General features: G+C 34.0%; 20 protein-coding genes, 1 pseudogene and 1 riboswitch. Of the genes and pseudogenes, 3 read left to right on the plus strand and 18 right to left on the minus strand.

Annotated elements, in window-relative coordinates; genetic code table 11:
• Positions 1 to 31 precede the first annotated feature (31 nt).
• From MYRA21_RS19510 to MYRA21_RS15615, 8 genes and pseudogenes are all read right to left on the minus strand, one after another.
• Positions 32 to 250: pseudogene (locus tag MYRA21_RS19510) on the minus strand (DUF4240 domain-containing protein); the annotation flags it as partial.
• Positions 226 to 408, minus strand: a complete 183-nt coding sequence (locus MYRA21_RS19380; protein ID WP_235279956.1) for a DUF4240 domain-containing protein — start codon at positions 406 to 408, stop codon at positions 226 to 228. The gene MYRA21_RS19380 and the pseudogene MYRA21_RS19510, both read right to left, overlap by 25 nt.
• A 284-nt stretch (positions 409 to 692) precedes the next feature.
• Positions 693 to 1,256: a Crp/Fnr family transcriptional regulator gene (locus tag MYRA21_RS15590; RefSeq protein WP_006265484.1), complete on the minus strand. Its 564-nt coding sequence runs from the start codon at positions 1,254 to 1,256 to the stop codon at positions 693 to 695.
• 6 nt (positions 1,257 to 1,262) lie between these two features.
• Positions 1,263 to 1,919 (minus strand): 3,4-dihydroxy-2-butanone-4-phosphate synthase, encoded by a 657-nt coding sequence (gene ribB, locus MYRA21_RS15595; RefSeq protein ID WP_006263747.1) that lies wholly within the window; start codon positions 1,917 to 1,919, stop codon positions 1,263 to 1,265.
• Between the two features lie 3 nt (positions 1,920 to 1,922).
• Positions 1,923 to 2,144, minus strand: a complete 222-nt coding sequence (locus MYRA21_RS15600) for a DUF2798 domain-containing protein (RefSeq protein ID WP_006259990.1) — start codon at positions 2,142 to 2,144, stop codon at positions 1,923 to 1,925.
• 474 nt (positions 2,145 to 2,618) lie between these two features.
• Positions 2,619 to 4,121, minus strand: a complete 1,503-nt coding sequence (locus MYRA21_RS15605; protein WP_039329709.1) for a RagB/SusD family nutrient uptake outer membrane protein — start codon at positions 4,119 to 4,121, stop codon at positions 2,619 to 2,621.
• 7 nt (positions 4,122 to 4,128) lie between these two features.
• A complete protein-coding gene (locus tag MYRA21_RS15610; RefSeq protein WP_039329712.1) occupies positions 4,129 to 4,629 on the minus strand; it encodes a hypothetical protein in 501 nt (166 codons plus the stop codon).
• A gap of 34 nt (positions 4,630 to 4,663) precedes the next feature.
• A complete protein-coding gene (locus MYRA21_RS15615; RefSeq protein ID WP_039330469.1) occupies positions 4,664 to 5,869 on the minus strand; it encodes a Na+/H+ antiporter NhaC family protein in 1,206 nt (401 codons plus the stop codon).
• 61 nt (positions 5,870 to 5,930) lie between these two features.
• A riboswitch (SAM-I-IV-variant riboswitch) is annotated at positions 5,931 to 6,039 on the minus strand.
• Positions 6,040 to 6,376: 337 nt separating this feature from the next.
• Between MYRA21_RS15615 and MYRA21_RS15620 the strand changes: the two genes are divergently transcribed.
• Positions 6,377 to 8,527 (plus strand): TonB-dependent receptor, encoded by a 2,151-nt coding sequence (locus tag MYRA21_RS15620; RefSeq protein ID WP_039329702.1) that lies wholly within the window; start codon positions 6,377 to 6,379, stop codon positions 8,525 to 8,527.
• A gap of 94 nt (positions 8,528 to 8,621) precedes the next feature.
• Here the strand turns inward: MYRA21_RS15620 and MYRA21_RS15625 are convergent, their stop codons facing one another.
• Positions 8,622 to 9,584, minus strand: coding sequence for a nitronate monooxygenase family protein (locus MYRA21_RS15625; protein ID WP_039329703.1), 963 nt, complete (start codon positions 9,582 to 9,584; stop codon positions 8,622 to 8,624).
• Positions 9,585 to 9,942: 358 nt separating this feature from the next.
• Here MYRA21_RS15625 and MYRA21_RS15630 point away from each other — a divergent pair, with 358 nt between their 5' ends.
• The gene (locus MYRA21_RS15630) at positions 9,943 to 10,440 is read left to right on the plus strand and encodes a hypothetical protein (RefSeq protein ID WP_006263740.1); all 498 of its coding nucleotides are present in this window, start codon (positions 9,943 to 9,945) and stop codon (positions 10,438 to 10,440) included.
• 65 nt (positions 10,441 to 10,505) lie between these two features.
• Here MYRA21_RS15630 and MYRA21_RS15635 read toward each other — a convergent pair whose 3' ends face one another.
• The gene (locus MYRA21_RS15635) at positions 10,506 to 11,114 is read right to left on the minus strand and encodes a hypothetical protein (protein ID WP_039329705.1); all 609 of its coding nucleotides are present in this window, start codon (positions 11,112 to 11,114) and stop codon (positions 10,506 to 10,508) included.
• Complete coding sequence (locus MYRA21_RS15640) at positions 11,104 to 11,592, minus strand: RNA polymerase sigma factor (RefSeq protein WP_006261384.1); 489 nt, start codon at positions 11,590 to 11,592, stop codon at positions 11,104 to 11,106. Before MYRA21_RS15640 ends, MYRA21_RS15635 begins: the two co-directional genes overlap by 11 nt.
• A gap of 205 nt (positions 11,593 to 11,797) precedes the next feature.
• Between MYRA21_RS15640 and MYRA21_RS15645 the strand changes: the two genes are divergently transcribed.
• Positions 11,798 to 12,046 (plus strand): hypothetical protein, encoded by a 249-nt coding sequence (locus MYRA21_RS15645; RefSeq protein WP_039329707.1) that lies wholly within the window; start codon positions 11,798 to 11,800, stop codon positions 12,044 to 12,046.
• Positions 12,047 to 12,194: 148 nt separating this feature from the next.
• On the opposite strand, the gene MYRA21_RS15650 is transcribed toward MYRA21_RS15645, so the two are convergent.
• The 7 genes from MYRA21_RS15650 to MYRA21_RS15680 form a co-directional block, all read right to left on the minus strand.
• Positions 12,195 to 12,794, minus strand: a complete 600-nt coding sequence (locus MYRA21_RS15650) for a hypothetical protein (RefSeq protein ID WP_006259994.1) — start codon at positions 12,792 to 12,794, stop codon at positions 12,195 to 12,197.
• 95 nt (positions 12,795 to 12,889) lie between these two features.
• Positions 12,890 to 13,510 (minus strand): DUF4240 domain-containing protein, encoded by a 621-nt coding sequence (locus MYRA21_RS15655; protein WP_039329714.1) that lies wholly within the window; start codon positions 13,508 to 13,510, stop codon positions 12,890 to 12,892.
• Between the two features lie 284 nt (positions 13,511 to 13,794).
• Positions 13,795 to 14,358 carry a Crp/Fnr family transcriptional regulator gene (locus MYRA21_RS15660; protein ID WP_006265484.1) on the minus strand — a complete coding sequence of 188 codons (564 nt, stop codon included), beginning with the start codon at positions 14,356 to 14,358 and terminating at the stop codon, positions 13,795 to 13,797.
• Between the two features lie 6 nt (positions 14,359 to 14,364).
• Positions 14,365 to 15,021 (minus strand): 3,4-dihydroxy-2-butanone-4-phosphate synthase, encoded by a 657-nt coding sequence (ribB, locus tag MYRA21_RS15665; RefSeq protein WP_006263747.1) that lies wholly within the window; start codon positions 15,019 to 15,021, stop codon positions 14,365 to 14,367.
• Positions 15,022 to 15,024: 3 nt separating this feature from the next.
• Complete coding sequence (locus MYRA21_RS15670; RefSeq protein ID WP_006259990.1) at positions 15,025 to 15,246, minus strand: DUF2798 domain-containing protein; 222 nt, start codon at positions 15,244 to 15,246, stop codon at positions 15,025 to 15,027.
• A gap of 474 nt (positions 15,247 to 15,720) precedes the next feature.
• The gene (locus MYRA21_RS15675) at positions 15,721 to 17,223 is read right to left on the minus strand and encodes a RagB/SusD family nutrient uptake outer membrane protein (protein ID WP_039329709.1); all 1,503 of its coding nucleotides are present in this window, start codon (positions 17,221 to 17,223) and stop codon (positions 15,721 to 15,723) included.
• 7 nt (positions 17,224 to 17,230) lie between these two features.
• Positions 17,231 to 20,290, minus strand: a complete 3,060-nt coding sequence (locus MYRA21_RS15680) for a SusC/RagA family TonB-linked outer membrane protein (protein ID WP_039329716.1) — start codon at positions 20,288 to 20,290, stop codon at positions 17,231 to 17,233.
• Positions 20,291 to 20,541 lie beyond the last annotated feature (251 nt).

Here is a 20,541-nt window from a genome sequence, read left to right on the forward strand (position 1 = left end):
AGCCTTCGCCCCATGTATCTCCTATATCAAAAGAATACTTGCCGCTAATAAAAGCATTAATATCCTTTATGATATCGTAGAAAAACTCTTTTCCTCGTAAAATAAGCCAACACCTAAAGTAGATAAATCCGTCTGTAGAGATATGATCATCAAAGTTATAAATCCCATCTTCTTCTTGAAAACTGTTTTCTAAAATAATGCCTAACTCTCCTATCTCTACCTTATCTAGTTCATTGATTTTTTTCTCAATGTCATTTCAAAGAGAATCATCTCATCTGAAGACAACTCTGTTAAGAGAGCAGTTAGTTCATCTATATGTTCATCTATATCATAAGTCTGCCAACTATCACTAGTATTAGACTGTTCTATTAACTCCCAAAAGAACTGTTCGTTTAAATCTATATTCATTGCTTTATATGCTTATGTCAGTATTACTAAGATACAGCTTATTCATCTTATATTGCTTAAATCAATGAAATAAAAAACCCTCTCAACAGCACACACTGTCAAGAGGGTTAAAAGCCAAAATATTCGTTAGCCACATACTACAAAGTAATTCTACTTTATATCTCTTTCATTAGCTCTAAAACCACACTACAGTATACTTGTATCGCTAATTCAGACCTATTTTGTATAATTACTTTTCGTTTATATGTCTATCACCTATTTTGGGTTAAAATAAATAATCCGACTTATTTAGATTTTATTCTACTCAGCGTTTCCTGAGATATATTTAAGTAAGAAGCAACTATCTTATTGGGTAGTCGCTGTACGATAAGGGGATTTAATTTGAGTAGCTCATTATATCGCTCTGCCGCATCCATGGTGACCATAGCGTGTAATCTATTGGTATTATTGATATAAGCGAATTCTAAATACTGCCTGTAGAACTTCTCCCACTTCGGGACTAACTCTAATAAATTGTAAAAATCAGCGTGCGTAATAGAATATACTTCGCTTATCTCTAGTGCTTGTAAATATTCGGATGATGTAGAACTATTGATAAAGCTCACTAAGGCTGTAGCAAACTGATTTTCAAAAGCAAAGAATCTCGTAGCATCTTGCCCTGCCTCATTGATATAAAATATACGCAAACACCCTTTACACACAAAATAAAGCTTCTGCGCACTCGCCCCTGCTGATGTAAGCTGTTCTCCCTTTTTTAGTTTCTCATAGTGAAAGAAAGAAAGTATCACATCTAGCTCCTGATCATTTAAGTCAACTCTATCTTGTATATAATCTATTAGTTGCTTCATTACTTATTATTTTTCTGTGACAAAAGTACGGTAATATACTAAGTCTGCTATACTTAACACCATCATTTTGTGCTCTTTTGCAAACTCCACTACCTCTGGTAATCTTGCCATTGTACCATCGTCATTCATTAATTCACATAATACTGCTTGAGGAGGTAGACCAGCTAACTTCATTAAGTCAATCGCTCCTTCAGTATGTCCATTACGCTCTAATACTCCTCCATTTTTTGCTCTTAATGGAAATATATGTCCTGGACGTGCTAGATCAGCTGGTTTAGCATTCTTATCACTTGCTGCTCTTACGGTAGTTAATCGGTCTGCAGCAGATAATCCTGTAGTTACCCCTTCTGCAGCTTCTATAGTTACCGTGAAAGGGGTTTGAAATCTGGAACTATTCTCTGTCACCATATAAGGAAGCTCTAATTCGTCTGCTTTATCATTTGTTAGACATAAACACACCACCCCACTACAGTAACGAATCATCATCGCCATATCCTGTTCTGACATTAAATGTGCTGAGAAGATGATATCTCCTTCATTCTCTCTATCTTGATCGTCTAATAAAAGAACACCTTTACCGCTCTTTAAAAAACTCAACGCTTGATTAACTCTTTCTTGACTATCCCAACCAAATTGGTTAAGGGCATTTTCTAATGTATTCATATTTTACTCTTTTATTAGTCTCTCTGCATATTTGCGCGCTCGAGGAATAATTAGAAAGGCTGAGGCATAAGCCACTGGCAACATTACACTCCATGCTTTTAAAAACATAAAGAACCACCCATCTCCAAAACCATAATTTCTAATCAACCCTACAAAGGCCATAATAAGGGTCATCGGAATAACCACAAATAGCGTATTTACATACTTATAATACTTCGTTTTCATTCTTTTATTTTTTATTTATTGATGAGACAAAGTTCTTCTTCCTAACCTCGAAAAACATTGACGTAAGTCAAAAAACCTTAGTACACACTCAAAAAACCTTAGTGCACACTCAAAAAATAAAGCCACCGCCTAAGCAGTGGCTTTATTACACAACCTATACTTGTGAGAGTCTAAATCACATAATATGTATAATCTTATATCAGGTTGGCGGTATCTTTTTTGAACTATAATTATTAGCTTTTCCGACTTTATCTCTTGAGAGACACTAATAATTTTTGATCTTTTGGTTCAGCAAATATCAACTGTCTACAACCCTAAAACATTGACATAAGTCAATAAAATCATTAAAAACAAACAACCCCACTCGTTATGAATGGGGTTGAAATATTTCAATATTACTAACTAATTGAAATATTATGGACTAATTTTTAAAATACAACTTTTATAAAGTTGTATTTACCAACTAATCAATGTTTATCTATAAGCTTGATTCTGTTCTATTTTACTCACATTAATTTCTGATAGAGGAATTGGAAAGGCTGTTAATGCATTACCATATTTTAATACTCCTCCAGTTAAATTAGTATTAGATGTAGTTCTAGGATTTCTAACTTCACCTTCCCATCTCATTAAATCCTCATAACCTAATCCTTCAAACATAAGTTCTCTAGTACGCTCTTTTTTAACTGATTCAAAATCTAATGCAGTATATTTTTTAGGTGTTCCAGGGTCATTCTCTATAGTAGGGTCTATTAATAAAACACGGTTTTCTACTATTTCATTCAAATATCCTAATGCAGTAGCAGTATTTGCTTTAGAAGCCCCCTTAACAGCTGATTCAATGTAATTAAACATCATCTCTTCTATTCTCATCATTTTAATATTTGATTCATTCTTCGTATACTTTCCTGTATTACGCATTACACCTCCTACTTCATCTATTATATTACGACGAATATCACTTACGTTAAATGTAGACTCTGTTTCTGGAAAGAATGAAGCAATAGGAGATAAGGCATTCCATCTTACATCTCCATAACCAACCCCATTAGCTGTATTATAAATATATCTCAAACTATTCGTTCCTCTATTATCTGTACCTGACTGTGCCAATTCGAAGATAGAGTTACTTCCGATTCCTTCTGTTGTATAAGCATCTAAAAAACCTGTTCTTGAAGCCACCACAACATTCATTTTTTCAGCTTCTTTTATAGCTAACTCTGCATTCTCAGCTACATCATCGTATAAAGAAGAATTGTAATGTGCAAAGAAAAGAGCTACCCTAGATTTATAACCATAGGCTGCTGCTAAGTTGATTTTAACTTTAGAAACCTTAGCACTTGCGTTACTCTGAGCTTTTTTCATTAAATCAATTCCTTTGTCTAAATCATCAAAAATAGATTTCATATTTATAGCTACTGTTGGTCTTTCAACATTAGCTGATGTTTTTCCAAATTCTGTTATATAAGGAATTCCCAAAGCTGTTAATCCACTATTATCCACATATTGCTCTCCGAAAAGACGTAAAAGATCATAGTGAGCTAATGCTCTTATTATATACCCTTGTCCTTTAAAATAATCTATTACTCCTTCGTCACCCCCTATTTCTGCCTCTAATACTCTATTCGTATTGGAAATCACTCTATAAATTTGTCTCCATGTATCTGCGGGATAAGCGTGATTTACCTGTAAGGCAAATCCTGATACATTATGAAACCTTCCTGAGTTTCCTTCTGAGTAACAATAAGGAGTTCTACTTTCAGAAAAAATAATAATATCACGACCATAATATGTTTCACTAGTCATTCTAGTATAAGAACCTATAATACCTGCCTCTAATTCTTCAAAAGTACGTATTGGATTCTTTTCATTATCTACTCGACTACTTTGTTCTGTATCTAAAGAGCAAGACGTAATGCCTAATCCTACTATTAATATTGATACTGATAACAATATTTTTCTAATATTTCTTTTCATCTTCTACTTAAAATTTAACGTTTAACGAAAACACTACAGACTTAATAGGAGGTGATGCCATCTCTATATAACCTGTTGCATCTACTTCAGGATCTCCCTTTAATCTACTATCTTTCACCCAAGTGAATGGATTAATTGCTGATACTGATAAATTCACGCCATCTAATTTCATTGCTTGTGCAAAGCGCTTATCTAAATTATATCCCAATGTGATTTGTCTTAAACGAATATGATCCCCATCATATAAAAACCTTGTACTTGGAGAAGTATAAGTATCACCTCCAGAAGTAGTCAGTTTAGGTACATCTGTTATGTCACCAGGATTTTGCCATCTTTCTAATAGCTCAGTGGTTCCATTATACGTATTTAAAGATGTTCCATTAACCGTGTTCGTATATCCAGCCCAACTATCATAAACTTTATATCCTGTAGCAAAAGTGAATAAAGCATCTAGATAAAATCCTTTATAATCAAGATGAGTATTAATACCTCCAGTAACTTTCGGCAAAGCATTAGCATTTTGAAATCTTTGTTCTGCCTCATTAATCTATCTGCCCATTAGTAAAACTTAGTAAGATCAATATCTGTGCTCCATAAGGTAAGATTCCTTGAATAATACAAGCAAAAATATCTAATATAGAAGCAACACGTGGTCTGTCTAATTCATACTCTGTAGCAATATCCCTAGCTAGATTACCTGCTACCAAGATAGAAACTGTATTATTAGCTAAACACACTCCTATCGATGACACTAATCCTGCGATACCGAACTCAGCTCCTTTAGGAGATTTCATCAGCTTCTTCATTTGCTTTAACAGCCATTGAATCCCACCCTGATCTTCTACCATCTTCGCCAATCCTCCTGTCAACATAGACAATAAGAATATCTCATTCATAGAAACAAAGCCTTCATACGTCAAATTAGCAAAGCCTAATACATCAAAATCTGCTTGAACAAGTCCAATAATTCCTGCTACCAAAATACTGATAAACAAAGCTACGAATACTTGTACCCCTACTAAGGCTAATACAATAATCAAGATATAAGGAATAATCACCCAGAAATTACTTGTATCACCTAGCTCTAAAGCTACATCTGTAGCCCCTCCACTCATAAAGAATAAGCCTACTATCGTAATTAAAGCCGCAGGTAATGCTAATTTAAAGTTAGCTCTAAACTTATCTTTCATTTCACACCCCACCGTTTGTGTAGCTGTAATCGTTGTATCTGATATAATAGAAAGGTTATCCCCAAACATCGCCCCTCCTAATAGAGTACCACATAACAGCCCCATAGAAGTCCCTGATTTCTCAGCTAATCCTACTACAATAGGTCCTAAGGCTACAATAGTTCCAACAGAGGTACCAATCGCTAAAGAAAGGAAACAAGCAATTACAAAGATTCCAATGGCTAGATATTCTATTGGCACTACACTAAGTCCCATATTCACCATCGTATCTACTCCTCCTATTGCTTTAGTCACTGTAGCAAAGGCTCCTGCTAATAAATAGATGATACACATCGTGATAATCTTACTATCTCCACATCCATGGATAAGAGAAATAACCTTCTCTTGCATTGGTGTTTTATAAAATAGTAAAAATGCAGATACCACTCCGACAGATATTGCTATAGGAGATGGCATTTTATAAAAATCACCTAATAGTATACCTGAGCCTAAAAAGATGGCAATAAAAATAAAAAAAGGAATAAAAGTGTAAAACTTGTTATCTGACATAGCTTTCATTTAATAATAATGTTATTACAAATAATTTGCCAGATTGGTAGAAATAAAACTTACTAAGGAAGTAAACAACATTTTTTCCATTTCTGGCTTATCGATTGCAGCACCTTGCTTGTTGTTGCAGGTTGCTATTTTTCAAAAAGGATACTCTCGAAAAATTCTTGATAATTAAGGCACAAAGATAATCGTTTTTTGAAGAATTGCAAATTAGATAAGTATACTCGACTCTAAAAGCAGCTATTACAGACTCAATCATCTTATCAATTATAATAATATTCATTTAAAATTACAGCCTTTAAAAATTAAATATTTGATTCATATAAACTGAGTCTATTAAATATTTTGCACTACAAATGGATAAAAAAAATACATCCATAAAAAAACAAAAAGATTATTCGCAAATATCACACATAAACCTCTTAGCTATTCAATATTTTACAAAAAACTATTTATATTAATTCTAAACAACACTATATATATACCTTTACATTCTAATTAATACATAAAAAAATGAATGTAAAAAAAATTACACTACTCACTCTACTTCTAACCGGTTCTACAATACTAGCGCAAGAACAAGAAACAAAAAAAAGCGATGAGCAGCTAGAAGAAATTATCGTATCTACAACAAGATTACCAGAGATAAAACGCAATAGCTCAAGTTCTGTTATTGTCATTACTCAAAAAGAAATAGAAAGTTATGCTCAATTAAATCCTGATATGTCAGTTATACTAGGTCTTGCCGTGCCTTCTATAGGATTGAGCTCTAATACTACTAGTAATAGAAGTCAAACTATCCGTGGTAGACAGATACTAGTCTTAATAGATGGTGTACCACAGAGTACTCCACTGCGCAACACAGACAGAGATCTTCGTACTATAAGCCCTTATGCGATCGAACGCATTGAGGTAATAGAAGGAGCCACTTCTCTTTATGGCAATGGAGGTGCTGGAGGTATTGTGAACTTCATCACAAAAAAAGCGAATCAAAACAAAACTTTTAGCGGAAGCACTTCTATAGCCTTATCTGATGCTACTTCTACTAAAAACAACAATACACATGGGTATCAATTAAACCAACAGTTCTCTGGTAGACTAAAACAAATCGATTACTTAGTCAATGGTAACATCATTAAATCTGGACGAGCGATAGATGGTGAAGGAGATTATATCTCTCCTCGCTATGGATTAGGAGAAGTAACAACACAAAATCTATTAGCTAAGATAGGTTATGACTTTAATGATAACAATCGATTAGAAGCAATGTATAACTACTACAGTGCATTACAGAACACAGATCTAATCGCAAAGGGAGGAAAATATCTCGTATCTCCACAACAAGGGGTTATCGGTACTAAAAACCCATTAGCAGAAAATGAAGGTACTAAGTACAATCACAATGGATATCTAAAGTTCTCAAGCAAAAATATCTTGGAGAATGTTGATTTAGAGGCTTCGGTATTTGGGCAAAAACTATATACTTTATTTGACTACAGAGAACATAATCCTAAATCTCCACGATGGGAAGAAACAGGTGGGCAAGCAACTATTAAAGCAGAGAAAATAGGGGCTAGATTAAGTATTGTCTCTAAACTAAACTTCACTGATAATATCAGAACAAACTATATTATAGGGGGAGATTTCTTAATTGACAAAACTAGCCAGCCCCTTGTCGATGGGAGATTATGGGTTCCTGAATTAAAGGCATATAACAGTGCCGGATATTTACAAACTCGTACTGTATTTTATGAAAACCTAACTCTTAAAGCTGGGGTGAGATATGATAATATTCACGTAAAGGTACCTGACTATAAAACAATTCCTTTAAGAAAAGGGCAACAGTGGCTAGCGATAAAAGGAGGAAACTTAGATTATGATAAAGCACTATTTAATGCTGCATTACAATACAAAGTAATAGAAGAATTCACTCCTTATGTTTCATTTTCTCAAGGATTATCAATTTATGATTTAGGTCGTATACTTAGAGATGCTAAAAGTGATGTTGTCTCTAAAATAGAAACAGATCCTGTAGTAACGAATAACTATGAAGTAGGATTCACTTCACAGATAGCAAATAATTGGAACTTTAGAATAGCTTATTTCTGGTCTATCGCTAAACTAGGTAGTGATCTTCAGGCAGGTGAAGGAGGATTCTGGGAAGTAGTAAGAAGTCCACAAAGAATCAATGGTATTGAGATTGCTCTAGATGGTAAACCTATCAGCTGGGCAACTATAGGAGGAAGTTTTTCGAGTTATGAAGGAAAAATGAAATCTAACAACAGTAGTAGTTATGATACTTATATGAGTGGTCTAAATATTGCTGCGCCTAAACTGAGCTTATTTACAACAGTCACTCCTATTGATCATTTATGGTTAAACTTATACTATACACATACCTCTAAACGAGATAGATTCGAACCTCAACCTAATAAGTTAGGAGTATTAGTTTATAATGAAGGAAAAGGTAAAGTATCTCCTATTGACCTTTTTAACTTCAATGCTACCTATCAATACAACAAATCTATACAGTTAACATTAGGAGTAGAAAACCTATTTGACAAATCGTATTATACATCCTCTTCTATGATAGTAGCTAGAGATGCAGAATATGCAAGAGGGAATGGTAGATACTACACACTAGGATTATCATTTAGATACTAAATTCTAAAAAGGCCATACAACTATATACTTAGTACAATAAGAACAGCTCCTAAAAGGAGCTGTTCTTATTGTATATTCATCAAATGATATGGTCTTAAAACTTAATATTCTTCTGAATATCAGCATTCTTATTCAGTGCATTTTTATATTCTGCTTTTAACTGACTAACAAGGTCTTTAACGCTGAGTACTCTATCAATACCCGCTGTACCATGCCCAGCAGACCAAATATCTTTCCATGCCTTCGCGTGCTCTCCTGTTAATTTAGAAAAATCCTCTTCTTTCTTCTCAGATAGATCTATTCCAGCCTTTTCTATACTAGGTTTTAAAAAGTTAGCATTCACACCAGATACTCCATCTGTATACATAATATCATCTATTCCAGAGTCAACGATCATCTGTTTATATTCGTCTACAGCTAAACATTCATTAGTTGCTATAAAACGAGTTCCCATATAGGCCATATCAGCTCCCATAGTTTGCGCTGCTAATACATCACTTCCTGTGTCTATACTTCCTGCTAATAATACAGCTCCTTTAAAGAAGCTCTTTACCTCAGCTAATAAGGCAAAAGGGCTCGCAGTACCCGCATGACCTCCAGCTCCAGCGGCAACACATATTAATCCATCTACACCCGCTTCTGCTGCTTTCTCAGCATGTCTTTTCTTCACAATATCATGGAATACTAATCCCCCATAACTATGTACTGCATCTACAAGATCCTTCACTGCACCCAGTGATGTAATCACTAAAGGCACTTTATACTTAACACACAATTGTAAATCAGGCATCACTCTTGGGTTGGTCTTATTCACGATTAAGTTCACCCCAAATGGAGCAGGTTTAATACCTGTTTCTTTCTCAAAGGCTGCTAATTCTGTTGTTACCTCAACTAACATCTTTTCAAAATCCTCTGAACTCCTTCCATTCAAAGCAGGGAATGTACCTACAATACCATTTTTACAACATTCAATTACTAGTTTCGTTCCAGAAACGATAAACATAGGAGATACTACAATCGGTAATGTTAGGCTATTTTTAAATTCTTGTATAGTCATATAATAATATATTTAGTTAGATAATAGACACTATAAAGTACTAACGTAAGATAAGTCAAATAATTGATTGTAGAAAAGTAATTTTGCTCTCCCTATAGAATAGCAGCAATTTTAAAACTTGTCACATTTTTTTACAATATTTTACAAATTAGGACTTAATCCTCTCATAATTCTACTACAATCTGTTAAGTCTACATTTTTTTATTTCTTTTTTAAAAACAACTAACTTATTCTTATTAAACATTTAAGCCTTCCGAACAGCTGTCTTTAGTGTCATAACAAGGCACTCCTGCTTATTTAGTTTGAATTCACACACATTTTGTACTACTTTTGAAATGCAAAAAAACAAAACATTACAATGAAAAAATTATTGCTTTCAGCTGCTCTTGTTGTAGCGGTAGCTTTTACTGCTCAAGCACAAAAAGGACCAAAAAACGCATTAGGTTTGCGTTTTGGAGGAAACCACGGTTTAGGTACAGAGATCTCTTACCAGAGAGACCTATCTAAAAACAACCGTTTAGAATTAGATCTTGGTTGGAGAAACAACAACGATTTTGATGCTGTAAAACTTACAGGTATTTACCAATGGGTTTGGAATATTGAAGGAAACTTTGATTGGTATGCTGGTGTAGGTGCTGCAGTAGGTACATGGAACTCTAGCTACTACGAAGGAAAAAGAAAACACTCTGACAGTGGAGCATTCGGACTAATCACAGGTACTGTAGGGGTAGAATACACTTTCCCTGAATTTCCAATACAAGTAGCTTTAGACTTACGCCCAGAAATCTACTTAAATGACAGTTACCGCGATGGTATCTATGCAGACTTCGGTATTGCAGTACGTTACAAATTCTAATTACTTTTTTTGCACCTGAAAACGATTTAAAATACAAAGCCACCCATGAGGTGGCTTTACTTTTCTTATTGAATAGCTTGGAGAGCTTTAATCATTTGCTCTAACTTCACTATCTTTTTTGAATTCATCTTTTTATTCCAATACATATTCACTCCAGCCCAAATCCCTAATACAGCATAATATCCTGCTAATACAATATAATATCCTGTCGATATTGCAGTATCTACCATGTCTATAAATGGATAAGAATATATCGCTATCCCAACTATAAAAAGTAAAATATATACATTCATCCATACTTTAGACAATTGTAATTGTTGTTTCTTTTCTTTTGCCAACAACACAATATAATCACTTGTTGTCTGTGTCAATATAGAGCTTGGTATTAAACCATTTAAGCGATAATAACTCGTCATAAACATTGTGATTGCTATAACACAAATTACACTTCCTAATACCACCCAAATAGATCCATAGAACACTGTTCCTTTTAATAGTACATTAATCCCGATAATCCATCCTATAGTAAACACTCCTATTATAGCCAGAGCCCAATTCATCTTTACTTTCTTTAAACGATAGACATCTATAGACTGATAAACTTCCTTAATATCGCTTTGTTCTACTCTTGGAATAGCCCAAAGCTGTTCTAAATTTACTTGATTACTTTCCATAGTTATTGAGTTTTTGATATAATTCTTCTTTAATACGATGTACTCTAGTACGCACATTAGCATGTGTAAGTCCTGTCACATCCGCAATCTGTTTTTGATCCACCCCCTCTAGAGTCAGCGAAATAATAATCCTGTTAATTTCTGTGAGTTCACTAATCGCTTGATAGAGTTTTTGAGTATTGGTTTCTTTGTACTCCTCCTCTACACTTTTGCTCTGCCTTATCTTGTTTTCATCAGGCATGACTTTTTTACTCCGTTCTATTTGCCTTAAACAGATATTTACAGCGATCCGGTATATCCACGTACCATAGCCTGAATCAGCTCTAAACTTGGGCAACTGATTCCACACATTAACGAAAGTCTCTTGTGCTATATCTTTAGCCCAATCCACATCGTTAACATACCCTAGAGCCAATCGATAAATTCGTTGCCAATATTGTTCATAGAGCGACTCAAATATTTCTTTATACTTACTCATGTGTTTTGATTGGTTTTATAGTTTAGATACGTTACATGGGAATATGTTACAAGAGGATTAAGTATTAATCATTTTATAATTGGTTCTTAACAAAGAAATCTTCTATTGTATAAATTTAATTCAGATATACAACGGTAACAAAAAAAGTGTAAATTTGAAGTACCACACTAATTAACAACAAGTTAACCAAATACAAACTGACAAAATGGGCAATAATAACAAATCAGAAAGGCTAAAGAGAGTTAACTATAAACTTGAGAATTTACCTGAGAACTTACTTAGAGAAGTTGACTTGTTTATTGATTATCTAACAGAAGAAGAATCATCTAACATCCCTCAATGGCGACAAAGCATTGTACTTGATCGCATAGAGAATTCAACAGAATTCGTAGATGCCTTCGAAATGTTAGCTCAGTTAAACCCAGATTCCGCATTCGCCCAATACTACGAATAAATTCTACTTTACATCTCTTTCATTTCTTCTAAAACCATACTATAGTATGCTTTTTTCATAAATTCAGAGCTGTTTTGTATAATTTACTCTCGTTAATAGGTCTATCGCGTATTCTGGGTTAAAGAATGAATAAAAAAGCATAGATTACTTACAACCTATGCTTAAAATATTTTAAATCTGATTTCTTCACTTCTAATGAATATACTTTATCTCTAAGTATATTTAATTGTCTCAAATATTCTGATTCGCTAGTTTGTTCTATATATCGAATCAAGTGATCAATTAGGGTTAGCGCTTTACTTCGCCATTTTACTACTTCTCCTACAGGATGATATACCTGACTCTTTAAATATAGCTCTAGATTAAACTTGACCATTTCCTCCTTGGTAATATTAGGAAAGTCTTCTTCTGCCCTTATTAGCGTACTCAATACATCCTTCACTCTGAAACGAATACCCCGCTCACATAATACCTTAAGCGCTAAAAGTTCTTCTTGCTGTACAAAGTATAATGCTAGAGGTTCATTAAACTCCTCATAACTATACCAGCCTCCATGAGCACAAGAGATAAGCTCCTTATATCGCTTAGCCTCTTTCCACTGCGCGATTATAGTATCACGCACCTCATTATACCTCGTTAATCTTTTATGCTCTTCTTCTAGCGTAATCTCTAAAGCATTATAATGATATTGGAGACCAAGTTGTTTATAATGCCTCTCTATCTCTTTAGTTAATTTTGTGTAACTCATTATTAATAAAATAGACTATCCTGTAATTCTATACACAAAAATAAGTTTTAGAATTTATAATTCTAGTTTTATGATATATTTTATCTCTATACAAACTACTCCTCTCTCCTCAGCTCTCCTATTTCTTTCACTAATGCAGGATAGTGTGTTTGTAACGCTGTACCTGTATAAGGTGGTCGAGTCCATTGTGTGTCTATAACATCATAATGTTCTATATCCTGATACAATTCATTTACAGCATCTGTTACAAAACTAGAATCCTCTGTCCCATACTTAGCATCATAGGCTAAATCACTCACATACAATAAGCCTTCGCCCCATGTATCTCCTATATCAAAAGAATACTTGCCGCTAATAAAAGCATTAATATCCTTTATGATATCGTAGAAAAACTCTTTTCCTCGTAAAATAAGCCAACACCTAAAGTAGATAAATCCGTCTGTAGAGATATGATCATCAAAGTTATAAATCCCATCTTCTTCTTGAAAACTGTTTTCTAAAATAATGCCTAACTCTCCTATCTCTACCTTATCTAGTTCATTGATTTTTTTTCTCAATGTCATTTCAAAGAGAATCATCTCATCTGAAGACAACTCTGTTAAGAGAGCAGTTAGTTCATCTATATGTTCATCTATATCATAAGTCTGCCAACTATCACTAGTATTAGACTGTTCTATTAACTCCCAAAAGAACTGTTCGTTTAAATCTATATTCATTGCTTTATATGCTTATGTCAGTATTACTAAGATACAGCTTATTCATCTTATATTGCTTAAATCAATGAAATAAAAAACCCTCTCAACAGCACACACTGTCAAGAGGGTTAAAAGCCAAAATATTCGTTAGCCACATACTACAAAGTAATTCTACTTTATATCTCTTTCATTAGCTCTAAAACCACACTACAGTATACTTGTATCGCTAATTCAGACCTATTTTGTATAATTACTTTTCGTTTATATGTCTATCACCTATTTTGGGTTAAAATAAATAATCCGACTTATTTAGATTTTATTCTACTCAGCGTTTCCTGAGATATATTTAAGTAAGAAGCAACTATCTTATTGGGTAGTCGCTGTACGATAAGGGGATTTAATTTGAGTAGCTCATTATATCGCTCTGCCGCATCCATGGTGACCATAGCGTGTAATCTATTGGTATTATTGATATAAGCGAATTCTAAATACTGCCTGTAGAACTTCTCCCACTTCGGGACTAACTCTAATAAATTGTAAAAATCAGCGTGCGTAATAGAATATACTTCGCTTATCTCTAGTGCTTGTAAATATTCGGATGATGTAGAACTATTGATAAAGCTCACTAAGGCTGTAGCAAACTGATTTTCAAAAGCAAAGAATCTCGTAGCATCTTGCCCTGCCTCATTGATATAAAATATACGCAAACACCCTTTACACACAAAATAAAGCTTCTGCGCACTCGCCCCTGCTGATGTAAGCTGTTCTCCCTTTTTTAGTTTCTCATAGTGAAAGAAAGAAAGTATCACATCTAGCTCCTGATCATTTAAGTCAACTCTATCTTGTATATAATCTATTAGTTGCTTCATTACTTATTATTTTTCTGTGACAAAAGTACGGTAATATACTAAGTCTGCTATACTTAACACCATCATTTTGTGCTCTTTTGCAAACTCCACTACCTCTGGTAATCTTGCCATTGTACCATCGTCATTCATTAATTCACATAATACTGCTTGAGGAGGTAGACCAGCTAACTTCATTAAGTCAATCGCTCCTTCAGTATGTCCATTACGCTCTAATACTCCTCCATTTTTTGCTCTTAATGGAAATATATGTCCTGGACGTGCTAGATCAGCTGGTTTAGCATTCTTATCACTTGCTGCTCTTACGGTAGTTAATCGGTCTGCAGCAGATAATCCTGTAGTTACCCCTTCTGCAGCTTCTATAGTTACCGTGAAAGGGGTTTGAAATCTGGAACTATTCTCTGTCACCATATAAGGAAGCTCTAATTCGTCTGCTTTATCATTTGTTAGACATAAACACACCACCCCACTACAGTAACGAATCATCATCGCCATATCCTGTTCTGACATTAAATGTGCTGAGAAGATGATATCTCCTTCATTCTCTCTATCTTGATCGTCTAATAAAAGAACACCTTTACCGCTCTTTAAAAAACTCAACGCTTGATTAACTCTTTCTTGACTATCCCAACCAAATTGGTTAAGGGCATTTTCTAATGTATTCATATTTTACTCTTTTATTAGTCTCTCTGCATATTTGCGCGCTCGAGGAATAATTAGAAAGGCTGAGGCATAAGCCACTGGCAACATTACACTCCATGCTTTTAAAAACATAAAGAACCACCCATCTCCAAAACCATAATTTCTAATCAACCCTACAAAGGCCATAATAAGGGTCATCGGAATAACCACAAATAGCGTATTTACATACTTATAATACTTCGTTTTCATTCTTTTATTTTTTATTTATTGATGAGACAAAGTTCTTCTTCCTAACCTCGAAAAACATTGACGTAAGTCAAAAAACCTTAGTACACACTCAAAAAACCTTAGTGCACACTCAAAAAATAAAGCCACCGCCTAAGCAGTGGCTTTATTACACAACCTATACTTGTGAGAGTCTAAATCACATAATATGTATAATCTTATATCAGGTTGGCGGTATCTTTTTTGAACTATAATTATTAGCTTTTCCGACTTTATCTCTTGAGAGACACTAATAATTTTTGATCTTTTGGTTCAGCAAATATCAACTGTCTACAACCCTAAAACATTGACATAAGTCAATAAAATCATTAAAAACAAACAACCCCACTCGTTATGAATGGGGTTGAAATATTTCAATATTACTAACTAATTGAAATATTATGGACTAATTTTTAAAATACAACTTTTATAAAGTTGTATTTACCAACTAATCAATGTTTATCTATAAGCTTGATTCTGTTCTATTTTACTCACATTAATTTCTGATAGAGGAATTGGAAAGGCTGTTAATGCATTACCATATTTTAATACTCCTCCAGTTAAATTAGTATTAGATGTAGTTCTAGGATTTCTAACTTCACCTTCCCATCTCATTAAATCCTCATAACCTAATCCTTCAAACATAAGTTCTCTAGTACGCTCTTTTTTAACTGATTCAAAATCTAATGCAGTATATTTTTTAGGTGTTCCAGGGTCATTCTCTATAGTAGGGTCTATTAATAAAACACGGTTTTCTACTATTTCATTCAAATATCCTAATGCAGTAGCAGTATTTGCTTTAGAAGCCCCCTTAACAGCTGATTCAATGTAATTAAACATCATCTCTTCTATTCTCATCATTTTAATATTTGATTCATTCTTCGTATACTTTCCTGTATTACGCATTACACCTCCTACTTCATCTATTATATTACGACGAATATCACTTACGTTAAATGTAGACTCTGTTTCTGGAAAGAATGAAGCAATAGGAGATAAGGCATTCCATCTTACATCTCCATAACCAACCCCATTAGCTGTATTATAAATATATCTCAAACTATTCGTTCCTCTATTATCTGTACCTGACTGTGCCAATTCGAAGATAGAGTTACTTCCGATTCCTTCTGTTGTATAAGCATCTAAAAAACCTGTTCTTGAAGCCACCACAACATTCATTTTTTCAGCTTCTTTTATAGCTAACTCTGCATTCTCAGCTACATCATCGTATAAAGAAGAATTGTAATGTGCAAAGAAAAGAGCTACCCTAGATTTATAACCATAGGCTGCTGCTAAGTTGATTTTAACTTTAGAAACCTTAGCACTTGCGTTACTCTGAGCTTTTTTCATTAAATCAATTCCTTTGTCTAAATCATCAAAAATAGATTTCATATTTATAGCTACTGTTGGTCTTTCAACATTAGCTGATGTTTTTCCAAATTCTGTTATATAAGGAATTCCCAAAGCTGTTAATCCACTATTATCCACATATTGCTCTCCGAAAAGACGTAAAAGATCATAGTGAGCTAATGCTCTTATTATATACCCTTGTCCTTTAAAATAATCTATTACTCCTTCGTCACCCCCTATTTCTGCCTCTAATACTCTATTCGTATTGGAAATCACTCTATAAATTTGTCTCCATGTATCTGCGGGATAAGCGTGATTTACCTGTAAGGCAAATCCTGATACATTATGAAACCTTCCTGAGTTTCCTTCTGAGTAACAATAAGGAGTTCTACTTTCAGAAAAAATAATAATATCACGACCATAATATGTTTCACTAGTCATTCTAGTATAAGAACCTATAATACCTGCCTCTAATTCTTCAAAAGTACGTATTGGATTCTTTTCATTATCTACTCGACTACTTTGTTCTGTATCTAAAGAGCAAGACGTAATGCCTAATCCTACTATTAATATTGATACTGATAACAATATTTTTCTAATATTTCTTTTCATCTTCTACTTAAAATTTAACGTTTAACGAAAACACTACAGACTTAATAGGAGGTGATGCCATCTCTATATAACCTGTTGCATCTACTTCAGGATCTCCCTTTAATCTACTATCTTTCACCCAAGTGAATGGATTAATTGCTGATACTGATAAATTCACGCCATCTAATTTCATTGCTTGTGCAAAGCGCTTATCTAAATTATATCCCAATGTGATTTGTCTTAAACGAATATGATCCCCATCATATAAAAACCTTGTACTTGGAGAAGTATAAGTATCACCTCCAGAAGTAGTCAGTTTAGGTACATCTGTTATGTCACCAGGATTTTGCCATCTTTCTAATAGCTCAGTGGTTCCATTATACGTATTTAAAGATGTTCCATTAACCGTGTTCGTATATCCAGCCCAACTATCATAAACTTTATATCCTGTAGCAAAAGTGAATAAAGCATCTAGATAAAATCCTTTATAATCAAGATGAGTATTAATACCTCCAGTAACTTTCGGCAAAGCATTAGCATTTTGAAATCTTTGTTCTGCCTCATTATAATTTGTTGTTTTACTGCCATCAGCCATATACCATTGAGCTAATCCATTTTCTGGATTTACTCCTGCATATTCTTTTAATCGCCATGTATTTACTGCTTTCCCCTCTACTAAAGCGGTGTAGCTACCTAATACTTCTAATGGCTTACCATCTACAACAGGCATTTTAGTTACTTCGTTCTTAACGGTTCCTAGATTTCCTCCTATTGACCAATTTAAGTCCTGGCTTCTAATGATATCAAAATTTAACTCTACTTCAATACCTGTATTTTTTAAATCCCCTAGATTAGTCCATTGGCTTGAGAAACCAGTTGTTCCAGACAGTGGAAGAGAATACAGCAAATCTCTTGTGGTACTTTTAAAATAGGCTACTCCTCCTGATATTCTATCTTCAAATAATCCGAATTCAAGTCCAAAGTCTAACTTTCTTTGCTTTTCCCATCCTAATGGTCCCCCTATTTGACTAATGTATAATCCTGCCTCTCCATTATATGTCCCAGCACTGACCATTTGTTGATAACTATTCAGTGTCACACCAGCATTTCCAGTCGTTCCAAAAGAACCTCTAAGGCGCAACATACTCAGAACATCTATATCCTTCATAAAATCTTCTGAAGTGATATTCCACGCTGCCCCTATAGCATAAAATGTTCCCCATCTTTCATCTTTAGAGAATCGAGAAGATCCCTCTCTCCTAAGAGTAAAATCTAATAAATAACGATTGTCATAAGCATAATTCAACATTCCTAAATAGCTAATCTGTGACCACTCTTCGTGTAGTGAACTAGCACTAAAGTTAGCAGCAGTACTACCTACACTTGTTAATCCTGGAGGTAATACCTGTCCTCCTCCTGCTAAATAATCATATTTATTCTTCTGAAACTCCATTAAGGCTTTTGCATTAAATTTATGCAAGTCACCTAGATAGAAACTATAGTCTAAAGAATTTTGCCATACATAGTTAAATACTTTTCGGTCTGCTTCAGAAGCTCTTCCTCTTACGCCTCTACCATCCCCATGTATAGGATTATAATATTGAGAATAATTAGATAAAGTATAGTCTAAATTAATAGTAGACTCAAACTTAAGGTTATCTAATATCTTATATCCTAGCGAATTATTAGAGATTACTCTAGTTATATCATTTTGATATTTATTTTCGTCTATCACATATAAGATGTTTGGTAAGCCACTATAAGATTGTGATAAATTATAACTACCGTCCTTGTTATAAATGTCAAACCATGGACTCATAAAACTACGAGTCAAGTTAGGATTAGAAAAGAATGCCCCACCTTCTAGTACTCCGTTCTGTTTTATATTAGAAACCATAGCTCCGATATTAATATCAAATTTATCAGACAGTTTTCTTGTAAAGCGGAAGTTTCCATTTACCTTTCTAAAGTCGGTTCCAATTACTGTACCATCATATTTTTCGTGATTCACTGATCCGAAATATGTTCCTTTTTCATCTCCTCCACTAACAGAAAAATCAATAATAGACATATTAGCGTCTTTTATCCGAACCGCCTCTTTCCAATTATTATCTGCCGAACCACCATTAACCCAACCTACTAATTCTGGATTTACTCTTATGCTTCTATTATCTGGTCCTATATACCAGTCCCATGCCCCATCCTTAGTAAATCCATTGCTACTTCCATAAGTATTGAAAATAGCTTCCATCCATAAATCTTTCTTCTGTTCTCCAGATAGATATTTTGGACCTTTACGTGCTGGGTTTTGAATCCCTATACTTGTTTTAAAATTAAACTGAGGTTTTCCTTGTCTACCTTGTTTGGTAGTGATTAGAATAACACCATTTGACCCTCTTGCACCATAAGCAGAAGTTGCGGCAGCATCTTTTAAAACAGTCATTGATTCAATATCATTTGAACTGATAGATGATAAAGCAGACAAAGATGTTCCATCTGTATTACCAGAGATATTGGTATTTACCATAGGAATACCATCTATCACATACAGTGGTTCGTTTGATGCAGAAATAGAGTTTCGACCACGAATACGAATATTTTGCATAGATCCTGGAGAACCAGAGGTTGCAGCCATCTGTAGTCCTGCTACTCTACCTTGCAAGGCTTGATCTATTGAAACTACAGGCGTATTGGCTATTACATCTCCCTTTACTGCAACAACATTACCTGTGATCTCATTTCTCTTTTTTGCCTGACCATACGCTAGTACAATCAGGTTTTCTAATTCATGAGTTGTTTGGCTCATAGATAGATTATATACGATAGCTTCTCCTACTGTATACACCCTATCATCCATACCGATAAAACTAAAAACTAGTTTATCACCAGGTTGTACACTAATAGAATATTTCCCGTCTAAATCTGTCTGAGTTCCCTTTTGAGTTCCCTGTATGATTACAGAAACCCCTGGTAATGGTATTCCCTCCTCATTTACTACACCTGTTAATGTTTTACCTTGTGCAAAACCCATCTGTGCAGTCAATGCAAAGCAACCTACCATTAACCAATTAAGTTTTGATTTTTTCATAAAAAAAATTGATTAGTTAGTGATTCAAACATATAGATCTCTATAATCAATTCAAAATCAGAATAACTAATAAATCATAAAATCACCAAAAGTGATTAATTTTTAATCATAAAAAAAGTTAATTACATAAAATAATTTAACAAAAATACATTTATACAAACAATATAACACAACCTATTAACCTAATAGTAGAGCAGAGTCTTATAAAAATCAAATTATGTTAAATTTACCTAAAATCACATTGGGTGACT

The sequence above is a fragment of the Myroides sp. A21 genome, from assembly GCF_000807225.1.
Classification (GTDB): Bacteria; Bacteroidota; Bacteroidia; order Flavobacteriales; family Flavobacteriaceae; genus Flavobacterium; species Flavobacterium odoratimimum.

Bases quoted from the DNA above. Each gene is read 5' to 3' on its own strand.
- MYRA21_RS15635 (WP_039329705.1), bottom strand. From the start codon at position 11,114: ATGGAAAGTAATCAAGTAAATTTAGAACAGCTTTGGGCTATTCCAAGA.
- MYRA21_RS15620 (WP_039329702.1), top strand. From the start codon at position 6,377: ATGAATGTAAAAAAAATTACACTACTCACTCTACTTCTAACCGGTTCT.
- MYRA21_RS15590 (WP_006265484.1), bottom strand. From the start codon at position 1,256: ATGAAGCAACTAATAGATTATATACAAGATAGAGTTGACTTAAATGAT.
- MYRA21_RS15680 (WP_039329716.1), bottom strand. From the start codon at position 20,290: ATGAAAAAATCAAAACTTAATTGGTTAATGGTAGGTTGCTTTGCATTG.
- MYRA21_RS15605 (WP_039329709.1), bottom strand. From the start codon at position 4,121: ATGAAAAGAAATATTAGAAAAATATTGTTATCAGTATCAATATTAATA.
- MYRA21_RS19380 (WP_235279956.1), bottom strand. From the start codon at position 408: ATGAATATAGATTTAAACGAACAGTTCTTTTGGGAGTTAATAGAACAG.
- MYRA21_RS15655 (WP_039329714.1), bottom strand. From the start codon at position 13,510: ATGAATATAGATTTAAACGAACAGTTCTTTTGGGAGTTAATAGAACAG.
- MYRA21_RS15660 (WP_006265484.1), bottom strand. From the start codon at position 14,358: ATGAAGCAACTAATAGATTATATACAAGATAGAGTTGACTTAAATGAT.
- MYRA21_RS15625 (WP_039329703.1), bottom strand. From the start codon at position 9,584: ATGACTATACAAGAATTTAAAAATAGCCTAACATTACCGATTGTAGTA.
- MYRA21_RS15600 (WP_006259990.1), bottom strand. From the start codon at position 2,144: ATGAAAACGAAGTATTATAAGTATGTAAATACGCTATTTGTGGTTATT.
- MYRA21_RS15650 (WP_006259994.1), bottom strand. From the start codon at position 12,794: ATGAGTTACACAAAATTAACTAAAGAGATAGAGAGGCATTATAAACAA.
- ribB (WP_006263747.1), bottom strand. From the start codon at position 15,021: ATGAATACATTAGAAAATGCCCTTAACCAATTTGGTTGGGATAGTCAA.
- MYRA21_RS15630 (WP_006263740.1), top strand. From the start codon at position 9,943: ATGAAAAAATTATTGCTTTCAGCTGCTCTTGTTGTAGCGGTAGCTTTT.
- MYRA21_RS15615 (WP_039330469.1), bottom strand. From the start codon at position 5,869: ATGAAAGCTATGTCAGATAACAAGTTTTACACTTTTATTCCTTTTTTT.
- MYRA21_RS15675 (WP_039329709.1), bottom strand. From the start codon at position 17,223: ATGAAAAGAAATATTAGAAAAATATTGTTATCAGTATCAATATTAATA.
- MYRA21_RS15640 (WP_006261384.1), bottom strand. From the start codon at position 11,592: ATGAGTAAGTATAAAGAAATATTTGAGTCGCTCTATGAACAATATTGG.
- MYRA21_RS15670 (WP_006259990.1), bottom strand. From the start codon at position 15,246: ATGAAAACGAAGTATTATAAGTATGTAAATACGCTATTTGTGGTTATT.
- MYRA21_RS15645 (WP_039329707.1), top strand. From the start codon at position 11,798: ATGGGCAATAATAACAAATCAGAAAGGCTAAAGAGAGTTAACTATAAA.
- ribB (WP_006263747.1), bottom strand. From the start codon at position 1,919: ATGAATACATTAGAAAATGCCCTTAACCAATTTGGTTGGGATAGTCAA.